Here is a 17,007-nt window from a genome sequence, read left to right on the forward strand (position 1 = left end):
GGACAAGATACGAGCACGGAGAGAGGGGCCGCACCGATCGAGTACCTGTCTATTGTGCCAGATGCCCGGAGCAAATACGACTTACGCCACGTGGGCCCGTGTGTTGTTGCTCACCCGCGGGGGGGTGCACGGTGCGTGCAAACAGGGGCCGGGGTGCTATTCGGACCAGACGTAGAGCCCGGACCGTTCCACCTTTTCAACATCGGTTGCCAAGGCAGCCAACTGCTGGACGTACTGGCGGGATTGAGCGGCAGCGAAGGGCATGTCGTCCTGCGCAGCCCAGGCCGCAGCAACGTCATCGAGGACGTTTTCCTCTCCTTCGCTCTCGTAAGTCAACAGCTCGGCCAGTGCCCGCACCATGGCTTCCGGGACACCCAGAAGTGCATCACTGGTGACATCAACCAGGGCAAGTTCATAGTCAGCACCGGCTGCGTGGACCGCCTGGCCGGCAAGGTCACCCAACTGCTCCACTTCGAAATCGGTAATGCCCTCAATCCTGACGGCGGGGCCGGTGACATCCGCGCCCTTATCCAGGGCTGCTGCCCGCTTGAGCGCTTCATCGTGGGTGGCTACAAAAATTTCGGCAAAGCCCATGGAAAGTACTCTCATTCCTTCGTGCTGACGGGGCGGCGGCACAAAACCCGATTGGTTCCATGCCGTCAATGCCCAGCCTAATGCAGGAGCAGGCAGTGCAGCGGGTGTGTGCCGGCGCAGCAGGAGTGGCGGTGCTTAGCGGACAGCGACCCGCAGTTTGTTCCGCCACGGATCCTCGAAGTGAAGTTCGGCGCCGGTGTGGTGGTTCTGCACTCCTGCGATCCTCAGGCGATCCGCCAGCGCCGCGACGTGGTCCGTGCCGGGTACCTCAATGAGCACTTCCCCCAGGCCCAGCGTGTCCTTGCGGGGCCCGGCGCCACGGCTGTTCCACACGTTCATGGCCATGTGGTGGTGGTAGCCGCCGGCGGAAACGAACAACGCCTGGCCATGCCAGCCCGCGGTCCGCTCAAAGCCCAGGGTTTCCACGTAGAAGTGCTGGGCAGTTGCGACGTCGCCCACTTGCAGGTGAACGTGTCCGATTCCGGCCTCCGCCTCGCGCTGTCCGGTCACCGCCGCTTCACTCAGGTGCTGCTGGAGGAATCGCTGCGGAGGCAAGGCAACATTGTCCATCACCACATTCTTGCCGTCCCACTGCCAGAGTTCACGCGGCTTGTCGCAGTAGAGCTCAATCCCATTGCCTTCAGGATCGGTAAAGTAGAACGCTTCGCTGACCAGGTGGTCGGCACTGCCCGCAAACGCGCGGGGCTCGTACTCGGCGGCGGTGGCGATGGTGGCAGCCAGTGAAGGCTGATCGTGGAAAAGAATGGCCGTGTGGAACAGGCCGGCCTCCCCGCGGCCTGGAATCTGGAGCCCTGAGGCCGGAGCAAGGTGCACCACGGGCTTTCCGACGCGCCCCAAGTAAAGCCCACCATCCTGCTCGGCCACGACGTCAAGGCCAAGGGCCCGCTGATAGTAGTCGCTCATGACCGTCATGTCGCCGACCTTGAGCATGACAGTGCCCATGGTCAGTTCGGCAGGCAGAAGATCCTGGCTGAGTGGTGTGGTCATGTGAAGCTCCCGAGTTCGAGGTGCCGCTCATCAGCACCGTTCCTACTTCTCTAAATTACTTGAAGCTTCAATTTATTCCTAACGGACCAAGGAACCCCGAAGAACGATGTGCTTGAGGTTGGAAACAGTCTCGAGCCGGATCCTGGGATCCTCGGAACACAGCACGACGTCGGCACTCGCCCCTTCGCTGATGCCTTCGGCTCCCAGCCACTCCCGGGCACGCCACGCCGCGGCGTCCACGACCGCCGCCGGCGGCAGGCCGGCGTCGTGCAATTCCTTCATTTCCTCGGCGATCCTGCCGTGCTTGATCACGCTTCCGGCGTCTGTGCCCGTGTAGATGGCCACCCCGGCCTCAAAGGCCTCCAGCACACGCTCACGCCGCCGCTCCCAAAGCCGCACCATGTGGTCCGCATAGACAGGAAACTTCGGAGCAGCCTGGGCAGCGATGTCCGGGAAGGTCGCGATATTGACCAAGGTAGGAACGATCGGCACGGACTGTTCCACCAAACGCGGAATGTGTCGTGGCAGCAGGCCGGTCGCGTGTTCAATGCAGTCGATGTCGGAATCCAGCATGTCGTCCACTGTGTCTTCGGCAAAGCAGTGGGCCGTCACCCTGGCACCTTCATCGTGGGCGGCAGAGATGGCGTCCTTGACGACTTTCGCGGGGAAGGAGGCAGCGAGGTCACCCACGCCACGGTCAATCCAGTCCCCCACCAACTTGACCCACCCGTCTCCATCCCGGGCTTCCTTCCGAACGGTCTCCACGAGTTGTTCCGGTTCGATTTCATGCCCCAAACCGCGGAGGTAGCGCCGGCTCCGGGCAATATGCCTTCCGGCCCGGATCAGCCGGGGCACGTCCGAACGTTGCTGGACCCAACGGGTGTCACTGGGTGATCCGGCGTCCCGGATCAGCAGAGTCCCTGCGTTGAGGTCAGCCTGGGCTTGGGCAAGGGTGGTCCGCTCGTCAACAGCGCCGCCCACTCCCAAACCGATGTGGCAGTGGGCATCAACGAAGCCCGGGAGGACCCAGCCATCTAGAACGCAGTCCGGTGCCTTCGTGGGGCGCACAAACGTCAAGGTGCCGTCCACGGACCACATCCCATGGCGCTGGTCGTTCCGTGACACGAGCACGGGTCCGGTGAATTCGATGATCTTGGCCATGGAAAAAGCCTAGTCCGCAAGTCCAAGGGAGTTCAGGTTGCTGCAACCCCGGACTCCATGTGACTGGGAGCCTCCGGGGAGCTGTGGTAGCTTCGTCTACGACCACACGGGGGCCCCTGCAGGGGCTGAGATCGGACTGATGCAGTCTGCGACCGTTGAACCTGTCCGGGTAATGCCGGCGAAGGAAGTGAGTAATCCTTTGAGCACCACCAAAACACAGCACAGCCCTGCCCAAAACCGGGCCGACTCCAGCGCAAAGACACCGGAATCCGTGACGCAATCGCTGAAATCCCATTCATTGGCCTACCTTGAGGACCCGGACCACGGGATCCGGGTGCCCGTCACGGAGATCGCTTTGGAGCCCTCCCCCAACGGCAAAGCAAACCCGGCGTTCCAGGTGTACCGCACGGCGGGTCCCGGCAGCGATCCCGTTGTAGGGCTTGAGCCTTTCCGCTCTTCATGGATCGAAGCCCGCTGTGACACCGTGGCTTACCGCGGACGGGAACGAAACCTGCTGGACGACGGCAAGTCTGCGGTTCGGCGCGGCGAAGCATCAGCAGAGTGGAAGGGCACTCAACCGGTGCCCCGCCGCGCCGTCGAAGGTAAAACCGTCACGCAGATGCACTATGCCAAGCAGGGCACGGTGACTCCGGAGATGCAGTTCGTCGCGTTGCGGGAGGGCTGCGACGTTGAGCTGGTCCGCAGCGAAGTCGCCGCAGGACGGGCGATCATTCCCAACAACATCAACCATCCCGAGTCAGAGCCGATGATCATCGGCAAGGCATTCCTGGTGAAGATCAACGCCAACATCGGCAACTCAGCCGTGACGAGCTCCATCGCGGAGGAGGTGGACAAACTGCAGTGGGCCACTCAGTGGGGTGCCGATACCGTCATGGATCTCTCCACTGGCGACGACATCCACACCACCCGGGAGTGGATCATCCGCAACTCCCCGGTCCCCATCGGGACGGTCCCCATCTACCAGGCGCTGGAGAAGGTCAACGGCGAGGCGAACAAGCTGACATGGGAGATATTCCGGGACACTGTGATCGAGCAATGTGAGCAGGGCGTGGACTACATGACCATCCACGCCGGCGTGCTTCTGCGATATGTGCCGCTGACCGCCAACCGGGTCACGGGAATTGTCTCCCGTGGCGGGTCGATCATGGCGGGTTGGTGCCTGGCGCACCATCAGGAAAACTTCCTCTACACGCATTTTGACGAGCTCTGCGAAATCTTCGCCCAGTACGACGTCGCCTTCTCGCTGGGCGACGGCCTGCGCCCGGGCGCAACCGCCGATGCCAACGACGCAGCCCAGTTCGCCGAGTTGGATACACTCGCCGAACTGACACAGCGGGCGTGGGAGTTCGATGTGCAGGTGATGGTGGAAGGACCTGGCCACGTGCCGTTCCACCTGGTGCGGGAAAATGTGGAACGCCAGCAGGAACTGTGCAAAGGAGCCCCCTTCTACACCTTGGGGCCCTTGGTCACCGATGTCGCTCCTGGCTATGACCACATCACCTCAGCCATCGGCGCCGCCGAGATCGCCAGGTACGGCACTGCCATGCTCTGCTACGTGACCCCCAAGGAACATTTGGGTCTTCCCAATAAGGACGACGTCAAGACCGGTGTCATCACGTACAAGATCGCAGCCCACGCCGCCGACCTCGCCAAGGGCCATCCGGGGGCCCATGAGCGTGACGATGCCCTGTCAAAGGCCAGGTTCGAATTCCGTTGGCGGGACCAGTTTGCCCTCTCGTTGGACCCTGTGACATCGGAAGCCTTCCATGACGAAACGCTGCCGGCCGAACCGGCCAAGACCGCCCATTTCTGTTCCATGTGCGGCCCCAAGTTCTGTTCGATGCGCATCAGCCAGGACATCCGTGACGAATACGGATCAGAAGAGGCGCAGACGGCCATAGCGGAAATGTACAGTGGCATGCGCGGAAAGAGCCAGGAATTCCTGGCATCGGGCGGAAAGGTCTATTTGCCGGAACTTCAGGTACCCGGCAGCCCAGGCACGGTTGAGGCCGGCTCAGGAAGCCTGAACTGACATGGCCCGTCCGACGTCGCCAACAAACGAGCGGATGATGTGATCGCCGTCCACTGAATCCTGGGGCCGGTGTCCTCCCGCAGCAACACGGCGGAGGGCGCCGGTTTCCTGGAGATAGCCGGCGATTTCTTCGTACAGGGGTTCCCACCCACCGGTGAGAACCAACGTGGGGACGCCGGGTACGATGTGCAGCGAAGCTTCCCAGGGCGGGGCTTGAAGCCTGAGCCTGCGGGCGGAACGGCGCGCTTCGGGAGTATCCAATCCCCCCGTTTCGGCAGAAAACGCCCGGCGGTAGTACTCACGTTGATAGTCGGCGTCGTTGAGCTGGCTCCGTACATCGAACAGCGGTGCCATGAGGGCACGGTGGGAAGCTGTGGCTGGAAGCTCGGCCGTCAGGGACAAACAAGCAGGCTCAACCAAGCTCAGCGAATACACCAGGTCCGGACGTTCGATGGCAGCAAGCATGGCGGAGATGGCACCTTGCTCGTGCGCAACGACGTGGCCACCTCCCGAATCCGCCAGGGCATTGATCACAATGGCAACGTCCGCGGCGACGCTCGATTCCACGGGGTCTGCGGCGGGGTCAAAGCCGTGCCGGCGCAGGAACAGCGCGTCATAAGCGAGGGCCATGCCGTGCTGTTTCGGCCATGCTGCAGCACCGAAGCTGCCCAGGCCGTGAAGGAAGACTACGCGCTGCTTATGCATTGGTTCAGCCTATTCCACGGCCCTGACATCCCAACTGCGACGCGGTTGGGGATGTCAGCCACGGCCTATTTGCCGAGGAACTTGTCGAAGCCCTTGGGAAGGTTGAGCGAAGAGGGGTCGAAGTCTGCCGCGCTCTGGCCGAAAGCGGCACCCGACGGTGCTGCCGAGGCTGCATTCGCCCGTTTGGCTTCGGCATCGCGCAGTTCCTGTGCTGCTTTGGCAGGGTTGCCTGAACGGGCCTTCTTCTTGGGCGCATTCTTGCCGCCCTTGCGGCCTCCGCCGGGTCCGCCAAGGCCAGGCATCCCGGGCATACCCGGCATACCGCCGCCTTGGGCAAGTTTCTTCATCATCTTCTGGGCCTGGGCAAAGCGCTCCAGCAGGCCGTTGACCTCGGACACGTGGACACCCGAACCCTTGGCGATACGGGCGCGGCGTGAGCCGTTGATGATCTTCGGAGCGACGCGTTCGTGCGGCGTCATGGACCGGACGATTGCTTCGACGCGGTCGATCTCCTTCTCATCGAAGTTCTCCAGCTGCTGACGGATGTTCTGCGCACCCGGCATCATCATGAGCATCTTCTTCATGGAGCCCATGTTGCGGATCTGCTGCATCTGGGCGAGGAAGTCGTCCAGGGTGAAGTCTTCCTGGTCGGCGAACTTCTTCGCCATCCGGGCAGCTTCGTCCTTGTCCCAGGCCTTCTCAGCCTGTTCGATCAAGGTAAGGACGTCACCCATGTCCAGGATGCGCGAAGCCATGCGGTCCGGGTGGAAGAGCTCGAAGTCATCCAGGCCTTCACCGGTGGAGGCGAACATCACCGGCTTGCCGGTCACGGACGCAACCGATAACGCCGCACCACCGCGGGCGTCGCCGTCGAGCTTGGACAGCACGATGCCCGTGAAGTTGACGCCTTCATCGAATGCCATCGCCGTGTTGACGGCGTCCTGGCCGATCATGGAGTCGATCACGAAGAGGACTTCGTTGGGGATGATGGCCTGGCGGATCCGGCGGGCCTGGTCCATCATCTCGGCGTCGACGCCAAGGCGGCCGGCGGTATCAACTATCACGACGTCGTGGAGCTTCTGGCGCGCTTCCTCAACGCCGGCCTTCGCGACGGCTACGGGGTCACCGGCCGGGTGCTCGAGCTCGGAGGTGGCACCAGGGTGCGGAGCGAACACCGGGACGCCGGCGCGTTGGCCCACCACTTGGAGCTGCGTGACGGCGTTGGGCCGCTGAAGATCGCAGGCAACCAGCATGGGGCTGTGTCCTTGGGCCTTGAGCCACTTGGACAGCTTGCCGGCAAGGGTGGTCTTGCCTGCACCCTGGAGTCCGGCAAGCATGATGATGGTGGGGCCGTTCTTGGCCAAGCGGATCCGGCGGGTCTCGCCACCGAGGATCTCTTTGAGTTCCTCGTTGACGATCTTGACGATCTGCTGGCTCGGGTTCAACGCGCCCGAAACCTCGGCGCCCAAGGCACGTTCGCGCACGCGGCCGGTGAATTCACGGACCACGGATACTGCAACATCCGCGTCCAGCAGGGCGCGGCGGATCTCCCGGACTGTGGCATCAACATCAGCCTCGGTGAGGCGGCCCTTGCCACGAAGGTTCTTGAAGGTTGCTGTCAACCGGTCAGAGAGTGAATTGAACACGCGCCGTGCACTTCTTTCGATGGTCTGCGAATGGCGGCCAATGCGGCACACCAGAGTCTTGACGATTGCCCCCAGCAAACATGTCTCAACCCAACAAATCTGAATCGACTAGGGGACTCGACTATCTAGGGTACCAAGTCGCACCTGCAAGATGGCATGCTGGCACAGTGACCAGCAAAACAACTGTAAAAACGTTGCTCATCCTCGGCGCCTCCGGGGACCTGACAGGAAGGCTCCTGCTTCCCGGACTGGCTGGACTGCTGGCTTCCGGCAGGGCTCCCGGATTACGGCTGGTGGGTGCGGGCTCGGACCCCTGGTCTCCGGAACAATGGCGGGAGCGGGTTGCGGGCGCGTTCAACGCGGCTTCCGGCACGGCTGATGATGCCGGCCGGGCGGCACTGGCAACAGTCGCTGACGCCACCGAGTACCACCAGCTTGATGTCACAGCGGACGGTCCCCTGGCTGACCTCCTGGCCAGGCTGCAGGGACCTGTCGCCATCTATTTCGCTTTGCCTCCCCAGGTCAGCCAGAAGGCCTGCGAGGTACTCCACAGCGATCAGGTGCCTGCCGGGACACGCCTGGTGATGGAGAAGCCCTTCGGCTCAGGCACGGAATCCGCCCACGAGCTGAACAAGACGCTCGCAGCTCTGGTCCCCGAAGACCACATCCACCGCGTGGACCACTTCCTGGGCAAAGCCACGGTGTTGAACATCCTGGGCCTTCGATTCGCCAACCGGTTCCTGGAGCCTGTGTGGAACCGCGAACACATCGAAAAAGTGGAGATCGTCTTTGACGAGGATCTGGCCCTCGAGGGACGCGCCCGGTACTACGACACTGCCGGGGCGCTCCGGGACATGATCCAGAGCCACCTCCTGCACATCATGGCTTTCCTGGCGATCGATGCGCCGGCAACCCTCGAAGAGCGGGACCTGCGCGATGCCGTGGCCACCGTTCTGCGTGCCAGCAGCATCAAGGCCCCGTTCAAAGACTCCACACGACGGGCACGGTATACCGCCGGAACCCTCGGGGAACGGTCGGTGCCGGATTACGCAGCGGAAGACGGGGTTGATCCGGCCCGCAATACTGAGACCCTCGCCGAGGTCCGTGTGGACATCGACAACTGGCGTTGGAATGGGGTTCCGTTCATCCTGCGCTCCGGCAAGGCCATGGGACGGCGGCGCAAGGAAGCCGTCATCACCTTCCGCCCGGTCCCCCACCTCCCCAGGGGCTTCTCCGGCGTGGACTCCCCCAACCAGTTGCGCATCGGTTTCGGTCCGGACGTACTCCAGCTTGATGTTGACGTGAATGGCCCCGGCGACATCTTCACCCTGGACCGCGCCAGCCTGGTGACCGAGCTCAACGCCGCCGGCATGCTGCCCTACGGTGAGGTGTTGGAGGGCATCCTCAGCGGTGATCCCCTCCTGTCCGTCCGCGGTGATACGGCCGAGGACTGCTGGCGGATCATCGAGCCGGTCCTTCGCGCCTGGGAGAGCGGCGACGTCCCGCTGGAAGAGTACGACGCCGGCAGCGCGGGGCCGGCGGACTGGCCCACCGGCGTCGTGGACTAACGACAGTCAGCGGACTAAAGGCAACCGGCGTGACCCCAGCCTCAAAGCGCGAAAGCGGGCCGGGTACCTTGACTGGTACCCGGCCCGCTTTGTGGGTGGAGGACTTAGATTGCGGCCGAGCCGCGCTCACCGGTCCTGACCCGGACTGCTTCGTAGACATCCACGGTCCACACCTTGCCGTCACCGGCGCGTCCGGTGTTGGAGCTGGCGATGAGGACATCGAGGATGTCGTCGGCCTGCTCATCCGTGGCGAGGACCTCAATGCGGATCTTCGGCAGCAAGTCCACGTTGTACTCGGCTCCGCGATACACCTCGGTGTAGCCGCGCTGTCGGCCGTAGCCGCTGGCCGCGCTGACCGTCAGGCCCTGGACCCCGTATGATTCGAGGCCTTCCCGGACTGCTTCAAGCTTTTCGGGACGGACGATCGCTGTAATGAGCTTCATGCCTGGACACTCTCCTTGCCTTCTGCGGGGGTCTTGGCTGCGGCGGTCTCCGACTTTCCTGTCACTGCGTTGTGCAGCGGCTGGAAGCTGCCACCGTGGCCGTTGACTCCAAATTCGTAGGCCGTCTCAGCGTGGAGGCTGAGGTCGACGCCAACGTTCTCCTGTTCCGTGGAAACCCGGAAGCCCATGGTCTTGTGGATTGCGAAGGCGATGATGGCCGTCATGATGGCCGAGAATGCGATGGCAATGCCGGCCGCTGCGAGCTGGGCCCACATCTGGGCCATGCCGCCGCCGTAGAAGAGGCCGCCGCCCACGCCGTCGGTGGGAAGGGCGATGAAGCCCAATGCCACGGTGCCGATGATGCCGGAGACGAGGTGGACGCCCACAACATCCAGGGAGTCATCGAAGCCCCAGCGGAACTTGAGGCCAACGGCCAGGGCTGAAGCCACACCGGCGACCACGCCAAGCCCAAGGGCACCGACGGGGCTCACGTTGGCACATGCGGGGGTGATGGCCACGAGGCCGGCAACAACACCGGATGCGGCACCCAGCGAGGTCGGGTGTCCGTCACGGACACGTTCGGTGATGAGCCAGCCGATCATGGCCGCCGCGGGAGCTGCCAGGGTGTTGATCCAGATCAGGCCACCCTGCTCTGCTGTTGTTGCGGCACCGCCGTTGAAGCCGAACCAGCCGAACCAGAGGATCGCTGCGCCGAGCATGACGAACGGAATGTTGTGCGGGCGGTGGTTCGGGTCCTTGCCGAAGCCGCGGCGGTTGCCGATGATGAGGACCAGGACGAGTGCCGCCACACCGGCGTTGATGTGCACCACGGTGCCGCCGGCGAAGTCGATGGCAGGGCCGAGGGCCTTGCCGATTGCGCCTTCGGGACCGAACAGTCCGCCACCCCAGACCATGTAGGCCAGCGGGCAGTAGACCAAGGTCACCCAGACGGGAACGAAGATGCTCCAGGCGCCGAATTTGGCGCGGTCAGCGATCGCGCCGCTGATCAGTGCAACGGTGATGATGGCGAAGGTGGCTGCATAGCCAACCTTGATGAGGCCATCAGGGGTATCGATGCCTTCAAGGCCGAAGGTAGCGAACGGGTTGCCCACGATCTCCATGAAGCCCTCGCCGGAGCTCATCGAGGCGCCCCACAGCACCCAGACGACGCCCACGATGCCGATGGAGATGAAGCTCATCATCATCATGTTCAAGGCTGCCTTGGCGCGTGTCATGCCGCCGTAGAAAAATGCCAGACCAGGTGTCATGAACAGCACAAGCGCCGCCGCCACCATGACCCATACGTGACCTGCGGTAAGTTCCATGGTGCACGTTCCTCTCTTGCTAGATCTGCGGTTCAACCGCTGTCCTGACGCCGTTTGCGTCCTGCTTAAGAGTTTTGTGCCGCCGTGTTTCACCTGCTCGGGTTTTATATTGCGCGCTGGTTACAACAACCTCCCCAACGTAAATGGTGCATATCTTCGGTGTTACGGATATGTTTCAGGCGTCGGACTTCTCTGGAAATCCCCAGTTTTGACCATCCGGCCCACCACCGCCCCACATCACCTTGAAGGACCCGCCCCGTATGACCGAGTCGCCCAGATCCGTCAAAGCTCCAAGGATCCGGCAGGAGAAAGCCCCGTTGCCCCGCGACATCAAGGTGATGTTGGCTGCAGCGTTCCTGATCGCGTTGGGCTTTGGGCTGGTGGCGCCCGTACTGCCGCAATTCGCCACTACATTCGACGTTGGCGCCACGGCTGCCGCGGTGATCGTCAGCATCTTCGCCTTCATGAGGCTGGTGTTTGCTCCGGCAGGCGGTGCCCTGATCGGACGCTTTGGAGAGCGGAACGTCTACGTCTCAGGTCTGCTGATCGTGGCGGTGTCCACGGCGGCGTGCGCGTTTGCCCAGGACTACTGGCAACTTCTGATTTTCCGCGGCCTCGGAGGAGCCGGCTCCGTCATGTTTACCGTGGCCGCCATGGGACTGCTCATCCGCCTGGCGCCCCCTGAACGGCGGGGTCGGGTCTCCGGTGCGTACGCCTCGGCTTTCCTGATCGGCAGCGTCCTGGGGCCGGTAGTGGGAGGACTGCTGGCAGGTTTCGGCCTCCGGGTACCCTTCCTGGCGTACGCAGGAGCGCTCCTGGTAGCCGCGCTGGTGGTCCGGACCATGCTGAGCGGTGAAGGCAACGCCGTACAAGATGCTGAGCCGGCGCCGGCCATGACCCTGAAGGAAGCTCTCTCCGATTCCGCCTACCGTGCCGCGGTGTTCTCGAGTTTCGGCAACGGTTGGGTGACCTTCGGCGTCCGCATGGCCACCATTCCACTGTTCGCGGTGGCTGTCCTGCAGTCCAAACCTGAGACGGCAGCCTGGGCTTTGGCCATCTTTGCCGTGGGCAACGCCTTGGCGTTGACCTTCTCCGGGCGTTTGGCCGATGCCTGGGGACGAAAGCCCCTGCTGGTCCCGGGACTGGTCATCACGGGCGCGGCCACCGGCGTTATCGGTCTCACCACGGACCTGACCGGATTCCTGATCGCTTCCGCGGTGGCTGGGTTCGGATCCGGCCTGCTGGGCCCGGCCCAACAAGCCGCCGTCGCGGATGTCATCGGCCGGGGACGCTCCGGAGGCAAAGTGCTGGCGGTCTTCCAAATGGCTGCAGACACTGGCGCCATCATCGGACCGATTGTGGCGGGCCTCCTGGCAGACCAACTGGGCTATGGTTGGGCCTTCGGCATCACAGGTGGCGTTCTCCTCCTCACGGCATCAGGTTGGCTGCTGGCCCGCGAACCCCTTAAACCCAAAAACTGACTGGCAGCCACGGGGTGCCCTGAGTCCTCAGAGCACCTCATGCTGCCAGCCAGTTGGGTGCGAAAGCTGTGGAGCTGCGCTAGTTGAGCAGAGCGTCCACGAAGCTCTCGGCGTCGAAGGGTGCGAGGTCGTCGGGGCCTTCGCCCAAGCCAATGAGCTTGACCGGCACGCCCAGCGCCTTCTGGATTGCCACAACGATGCCGCCCTTTGCGGTTCCGTCCAGCTTCGTCAGCACGATGCCGGTGATGTTGACCACCTCGGCGAAAACGCGGGCCTGGTTGAGGCCGTTCTGCCCGGTGGTGGCGTCCAGTACCAGCAGGACCTCGTCCACTTCAGCCAGCTTCTCGATGACGCGCTTGACCTTGCCAAGTTCGTCCATCAGGCCGGTCTTGTTCTGGAGTCGTCCCGCGGTATCCACCATGACAACATCGACTTCCTGGTCGATGCCGGCCTTCACGGCCTCGTAAGCCACCGAGGCGGGGTCGGCGCCGTCGATGTCGGACCTGACGGTAGGCACGCCAACACGCTGTCCCCACGTGGCCAACTGCTCGGCAGCAGCTGCGCGGAAGGTATCAGCTGCGCCCAGCAGGACGTCCTTGTCTTCGGCAACCAGGACGCGTGCCAGCTTGCCTACTGTGGTGGTCTTGCCAACGCCGTTCACACCAACAACAAGCACGACGGCGGGACGGTCACCCTTGCGCTCGACGTTCAGGGAACGGTCCATGGAGGGATCCACCAGCTTGATGAGTTCTTCGCGGAGCATCGCCTTGACGTGCTCGGGGCTGCGGGTGCCCAAGACCTTGACGCGCTCACGCAGTGCATCAACCAGCTGCATGGTGGGTTCGGTGCCGAGGTCGGCCAGCAGGAGGGTTTCCTCCACCTCGTCCCACACGTTTTCGTCGATCTTGTCGCCCGACAACAGAGCCAAGAGGCCCTTGCCCAGGATGCTGTTGGACTTGACCAATCGGGCGCGCAGGCGGGTCAGGCGGCCTTCAACAGGCGCGGGGGTGTCGATGTCGATGGTTTCGAGCCCTGCGGCGTCGTCGGGCACATCCGCGCCCTCAACGGTTCCATCAAAGGTGGGCGCCGGGGCTTTCACCGCTTCCGGGCGCTCTTCCACCAAGGTTCCGCCGCCCGCTGCCGACGACTGCTGGGGGTCGTTGGCGTCCCGGGTTGCAGGGTACTTCGCTCCGGACTTCCGGGCTTTCAGGAGTACCGGCACGAGTCCGCCGACCACCACGAGGGCAGCGAGAATGGACAGAATTATGGGTAGGAAATCGTTCACTCCCCTACCTTCTCATAAAGCTACGCCCCGGCACCGAGCCTCTGGCTGATGACGGTGGAGACGCCATCGCCCCTCATCGTCACACCGTAGAGGGCGTCTGCCACTTCCATGGTCCGTTTCTGGTGGGTGATCACAATCAACTGGCTGGACTCCCGCAATTCCTCAAAAATGGTGATGAGCCGGCCCAGGTTGGTGTCGTCCAGGGCAGCTTCCACTTCGTCCATGACGTAGAACGGCGACGGGCGGGCTTTGAAAATCGCCACCAGCAACGCCACTGCTGTGAGGGACCGTTCACCACCGGAGAGCAGGGACAGCCGCTTGATCTTCTTGCCTGCTGGCCGGGCTTCCACTTCGATTCCCGTGGTCAGCATGTCGTCAGGATCCGTGAGCACCAGCTTGCCCTCACCGCCCGGGAAAAGCCGGGCAAAGACGTGGTCGAACTGGGCAGACGTATCAGCAAAGGCCTCAGTGAAGACCTGCTGGACCCGGGCGTCCACCTCTTTGATGATGTCCAACAGGTCTTTGCGGCTGGATTTGAGGTCTTCGAGCTGCGAGCTGAGGAACTGATGCCGTTCTTCCAGCGCGGCAAACTCCTCCAGCGCCAGCGGGTTTACTTTGCCCAAGGCAGCCAGTTCACGCTCAGCCTTTCGCAGCCGCTTCTCCTGCTCAGCCCTGACAAACGGAATGCCTTCCACGACTGCTTCGCCCTGCTCATCGACTGGTGTCCGGAGCTCTGCCCACTTGTCGGTTGCCGTGCCCGCGGGCACTGGAACAGGGAGTTCGGGTCCGTAGTCTGCCACGAGTTGCTCTGCGGACAGGCCGAGTTCCTCGATGGAACGCGTCTCCAAGGCCTCGATGCGCAAGCGTTGCTGGGTTCGCGCCATCTCGTCCCGATGCACGGAATCCGTCAGTTCGGCCAGCTCCTTCGCCAAAGCATCGTTACCGGTCCGGACGAGCGTCAGTTCCGTCTCCAACCGCTCCCGTGTCTGCTCTGCGAGGTCGCGCTCCCAGCTGGCAGCCTCCACTGAGACATCGATGAACCGCAGTGTTTGTTCCACGGCTGACGCCACAGCTGCGGCGCGCTGGGCTTGGGCACGGCGGCGCTGGGCCCTACGGGCCGCCTCTTCACGGGCGCGCCGTTCCGTTGCGGCCGCCCTCTCAAGCGATGCGGCCCGGTTGCTGATGGCCCCCAGTTGCTCTTCGGCGGTCCTGAGCGCCAGGCGGGCTTCTGTCTCGAGGGAACGGGCCATCCTGGCTTGCGCGGCGAGTTCGTCGCGCTGATCCGTGGAGGGTTCCTCGTCGGGGGCCTCCTGGGCGGCGGCGAGCCGCTCCGCGGCGACTTCAAGGTCCAGTTGGGCGTCCGCAATGTTGGCTTCGGCCTTGGCCATGGAGGCGGCAAGCCTGTCGCTTTCGCCCACGGCACTGCGAAGGACGGAATTGAGGTGGCCCAGGCGTTCCGCCACTGCCGCCAGACGGGCATCGGACTCGTGCAAGCGTTCCAGCGCGGCGTCGGCCCGGTCCTGCGCTTCGGCGCGGCGGGACTGGGCGCCGGCGAGGGCAAAGCGACCCCGCTCCAAACGGGCTGTGACCTCCTGGAGGCGGGCACCGGCGTCGTCCACTGCAGCCTGGACTTCCAGCAGCGACGGCGCTGTGGCCGAGCCGCCGGTGATGGTCAAGGCTGTGAAAACATCGCCTTCACGCGTGACCGCTGTGAGATCCGGGTGTTCCTTGACGAGCCCTGCCGCGGTCCGAAGGTCATCGACGACGGCGGTCCCCACCAGCAGGGCCAACGCGCCTTGGGCCGTGGGATCGGAAATCTTGACGACGTCCGAAGCCCAGCGGCTGCCGGCGGGAAGGAGCACACCGGCGCGGGCTTCAGCACTGCCGGCACATCCGCCGGCCAGGAGCAATGCTGCGCGGCCGGCGTCGTTATTCTTCAAGGAACCGATGGCCGCCAGTGCGTCATCTGCATCTGCCACCACCAAGGCCTCCGAGGCGCTACCCAGAGCCGCAGCAATGGCAGCCTCAAACCCCGGTTCGATGGCTACCAGCGCAGCCAGGGGCCCAAGAACGCCCTCAGCCGAGAGCAGGCTGCCGGAGCCGTCCTTGCGGTTGAGTCCCAGTTGAAGAGCATCCCGGCGCGCCGTCAAGGCATCCCGCTCGCGAACAGCCTCCCGTTCCGCGGCTTTCAGTTCCTCAATTTCGGCAAGCACGGCATCCAGGACATCGTTCGCATTTTCGTAGTCGGCATCCAGGCTCTCCTCGCCGTCCTCAACGCCTGCCACCTGGGATTCAAGGGCAGTGAACTCGCTCTGGGCCTTGCGGCGACGTTCATCGCCGGATGCGAGGGATTCCCTGAGCCGGCCGCGTTCAGCTTCGGCGGCTTCGGCCCTGGACCTGGCCGCAGCCACTTGGCCTGCCAGCCTGGCGAGCCCTTCCCTGCGGTCGGCAGCGGCGCGCAACATCGCAGTCAGTCTCTTGTCTTCAGCGGCCGCCAGCGATTCCGCAGCGTCCTTGGCCACCGTGGCTTCAAGGAGTGCGGCTTGCTTCGCCAGGATGTCGTGCTGCAGGGCAGACTCTTCGTCGCGGACCCGGGCCGCCTGGCGTTCCAGCTGTTCCGGGTCCCGGCCTGTGTCCGCCGCAGCCTCCGAAGAACCCAGAAGACGGCGACGTTCAGAAGCGAGGGATCCCAGAGAACGCAGCCTTTCCCGGCCGGCAGAGAGCTGGTACCAATGATCCCGCGCGGCGTTGAGCTTCGGGGTTGCTTCGGCAGCCTGCTGTTCCAAGGTAGCCTGGCGCCGACGTCCGCTCCCCAACTCCGCCTCCACCACGAGTCGCCGTTCTTTCAACGCGGCTTCGTCAGCAACATCCTTTTCAAGGCTGGTAGTGAGCTGCACCAGGTCATCGGCAAGGAGGCGCGCCCTGGCATCCCGGACATCGAACTGGACTGTCTGGGCACGGCGTGCGATTTCCGCCTGCTTGCCCAACGGAGTCAGTTGCCGCCGGATTTCCGCGGTGAGGTCGCCGAGCCGTGCCAGGTTGGCCTGCATGGCTTCGAGTTTGCGGACAGTCTTTTCCTTGCGGCGGCGATGCTTGAGGATGCCTGCGGCCTCTTCAATGAAACCCCGCCGGTCTTCCGGTGTGGCGTGCAGAACCCGGTCCAGCTGTCCCTGACCCACAATGACGTGCATTTCACGGCCGAGGCCGGAATCGGAGAGGAGTTCCTGGATGTCCAGGAGCCTGCAGGGCGCTCCGTTGATGGCGTATTCGGAACCGCCGGTCCGGAAGAGAGTCCGGGAGATGGTGACTTCGCTGTAGTCGATAGGGAGCGCGTTGTCCGCGTTGTCTATGGTGAGGGACACGTGCGCGCGGCCCAAGGGCGGCCGGCCGGATGTGCCGGCGAAGATGACATCTTCCATCTTGCCGCCGCGCAGGGTCTTGGCGCCCTGCTCCCCCATCACCCACGCCAAGGCATCAACCACGTTGGATTTACCCGACCCGTTGGGCCCGACAACAGCAGTGACGCCGGGCTCAAAGTCGAACGTCGTAGCCGACGCAAACGACTTGAATCCTCGGACAGTCAAACTTTTCAGGTGCAAGGCGCTTCGGTTCTCCTGGGTGGCCCGGGTGGTTGTATCCCCTAAATCTACTGCCGTTTGAGCGAAATCCACGGATCTGTTGCCGGAACGCCTTGTGGTCGGCCAGCCACACCCCTACACTCCTGCCAAGGGCAACTTG

Annotated in this window: 12 protein-coding genes and 1 riboswitch; of the genes, 3 read left to right on the plus strand and 9 right to left on the minus strand. The window is 63.7% G+C overall.

Going from position 1 to position 17,007, the window contains the following annotated elements:
• Nucleotides 1-156: 156 nt before the first annotated feature.
• The 3 genes from AB4Y77_RS00170 to AB4Y77_RS00180 form a co-directional block, all read right to left on the minus strand.
• On the minus strand, nt 157-594 hold the full coding sequence (locus AB4Y77_RS00170; protein WP_442012628.1) for a hypothetical protein: 438 nt from the start codon (nt 592-594) through the stop codon (nt 157-159).
• Nucleotides 595-729: 135 nt separating this feature from the next.
• Nucleotides 730-1,602 (minus strand): VOC family protein, encoded by an 873-nt coding sequence (locus AB4Y77_RS00175; RefSeq protein ID WP_442012629.1) that lies wholly within the window; start codon nt 1,600-1,602, stop codon nt 730-732.
• Between the two features lie 78 nt (nt 1,603-1,680).
• Complete coding sequence (locus AB4Y77_RS00180) at nt 1,681-2,763, minus strand: amidohydrolase family protein (protein WP_442012630.1); 1,083 nt, start codon at nt 2,761-2,763, stop codon at nt 1,681-1,683.
• Nucleotides 2,764-2,859: 96 nt separating this feature from the next.
• Nucleotides 2,860-2,967, plus strand: a riboswitch (TPP riboswitch).
• On the opposite strand from AB4Y77_RS00180, the gene thiC reads away from it, so the two are divergent.
• Complete coding sequence (gene thiC, locus AB4Y77_RS00185) at nt 2,963-4,816, plus strand: phosphomethylpyrimidine synthase ThiC (protein WP_442012631.1); 1,854 nt, start codon at nt 2,963-2,965, stop codon at nt 4,814-4,816. (Overlaps the previous riboswitch by 5 nt.)
• Here the strand turns inward: thiC and AB4Y77_RS00190 are convergent.
• Nucleotides 4,799-5,521: an alpha/beta fold hydrolase gene (locus AB4Y77_RS00190; RefSeq protein WP_442012632.1), complete on the minus strand. Its 723-nt coding sequence runs from the start codon at nt 5,519-5,521 to the stop codon at nt 4,799-4,801. The genes thiC and AB4Y77_RS00190 overlap by 18 nt on opposite strands.
• Nucleotides 5,522-5,586: 65 nt before the next feature.
• On the minus strand, nt 5,587-7,167 hold the full coding sequence (gene ffh / locus AB4Y77_RS00195) for a signal recognition particle protein (protein WP_442012633.1): 1,581 nt from the start codon (nt 7,165-7,167) through the stop codon (nt 5,587-5,589).
• Between the two features lie 167 nt (nt 7,168-7,334).
• Here ffh and AB4Y77_RS00200 point away from each other — a divergent pair, with 167 nt between their 5' ends.
• Complete coding sequence (locus AB4Y77_RS00200) at nt 7,335-8,735, plus strand: glucose-6-phosphate dehydrogenase (protein WP_442012634.1); 1,401 nt, start codon at nt 7,335-7,337, stop codon at nt 8,733-8,735.
• A 104-nt stretch (nt 8,736-8,839) separates the two neighbouring features.
• Here the strand turns inward: AB4Y77_RS00200 and AB4Y77_RS00205 are convergent, their stop codons facing one another.
• Both AB4Y77_RS00205 and AB4Y77_RS00210 read right to left on the minus strand, forming a co-directional pair.
• Nucleotides 8,840-9,178: a P-II family nitrogen regulator gene (locus AB4Y77_RS00205; protein WP_089595433.1), complete on the minus strand. Its 339-nt coding sequence runs from the start codon at nt 9,176-9,178 to the stop codon at nt 8,840-8,842.
• Complete coding sequence (locus AB4Y77_RS00210) at nt 9,175-10,503, minus strand: ammonium transporter (RefSeq protein ID WP_311213405.1); 1,329 nt, start codon at nt 10,501-10,503, stop codon at nt 9,175-9,177. The genes AB4Y77_RS00205 and AB4Y77_RS00210 overlap by 4 nt, the downstream gene beginning before the upstream one ends.
• A 260-nt stretch (nt 10,504-10,763) precedes the next feature.
• Between AB4Y77_RS00210 and AB4Y77_RS00215 the strand changes: the two genes are divergently transcribed.
• On the plus strand, nt 10,764-11,984 hold the full coding sequence (locus tag AB4Y77_RS00215) for an MFS transporter (protein ID WP_442012635.1): 1,221 nt from the start codon (nt 10,764-10,766) through the stop codon (nt 11,982-11,984).
• 79 nt (nt 11,985-12,063) lie between these two features.
• On the opposite strand, the gene ftsY is transcribed toward AB4Y77_RS00215, so the two are convergent.
• Nucleotides 12,064-13,269: a signal recognition particle-docking protein FtsY gene (gene ftsY / locus AB4Y77_RS00220; RefSeq protein WP_442012636.1), complete on the minus strand. Its 1,206-nt coding sequence runs from the start codon at nt 13,267-13,269 to the stop codon at nt 12,064-12,066.
• 20 nt (nt 13,270-13,289) lie between these two features.
• Entirely contained in the window at nt 13,290-16,868 is a 3,579-nt protein-coding gene (smc, locus tag AB4Y77_RS00225) for a chromosome segregation protein SMC (RefSeq protein ID WP_442012637.1), read from the minus strand.
• Nucleotides 16,869-17,007: the final 139 nt, after the last annotated feature.

Source organism: Paenarthrobacter sp. YAF11_1 (assembly GCF_052113445.1).
Taxonomy (GTDB): domain Bacteria; phylum Actinomycetota; class Actinomycetes; order Actinomycetales; family Micrococcaceae; genus Arthrobacter.

What these genes read in the sequence shown, in the direction of transcription:
- AB4Y77_RS00170 (WP_442012628.1), bottom strand. Translation starts at nt 594, where the DNA reads ATGGGCTTTGCCGAAATTTTTGTAGCCACCCACGATGAAGCGCTCAAG.
- AB4Y77_RS00175 (WP_442012629.1), bottom strand. Translation starts at nt 1,602, where the DNA reads ATGACCACACCACTCAGCCAGGATCTTCTGCCTGCCGAACTGACCATG.
- AB4Y77_RS00180 (WP_442012630.1), bottom strand. Translation starts at nt 2,763, where the DNA reads ATGGCCAAGATCATCGAATTCACCGGACCCGTGCTCGTGTCACGGAAC.
- AB4Y77_RS00190 (WP_442012632.1), bottom strand. Translation starts at nt 5,521, where the DNA reads ATGCATAAGCAGCGCGTAGTCTTCCTTCACGGCCTGGGCAGCTTCGGT.
- AB4Y77_RS00205 (WP_089595433.1), bottom strand. Translation starts at nt 9,178, where the DNA reads ATGAAGCTCATTACAGCGATCGTCCGTCCCGAAAAGCTTGAAGCAGTC.
- AB4Y77_RS00210 (WP_311213405.1), bottom strand. Translation starts at nt 10,503, where the DNA reads ATGGAACTTACCGCAGGTCACGTATGGGTCATGGTGGCGGCGGCGCTT.
- AB4Y77_RS00215 (WP_442012635.1), top strand. Translation starts at nt 10,764, where the DNA reads ATGACCGAGTCGCCCAGATCCGTCAAAGCTCCAAGGATCCGGCAGGAG.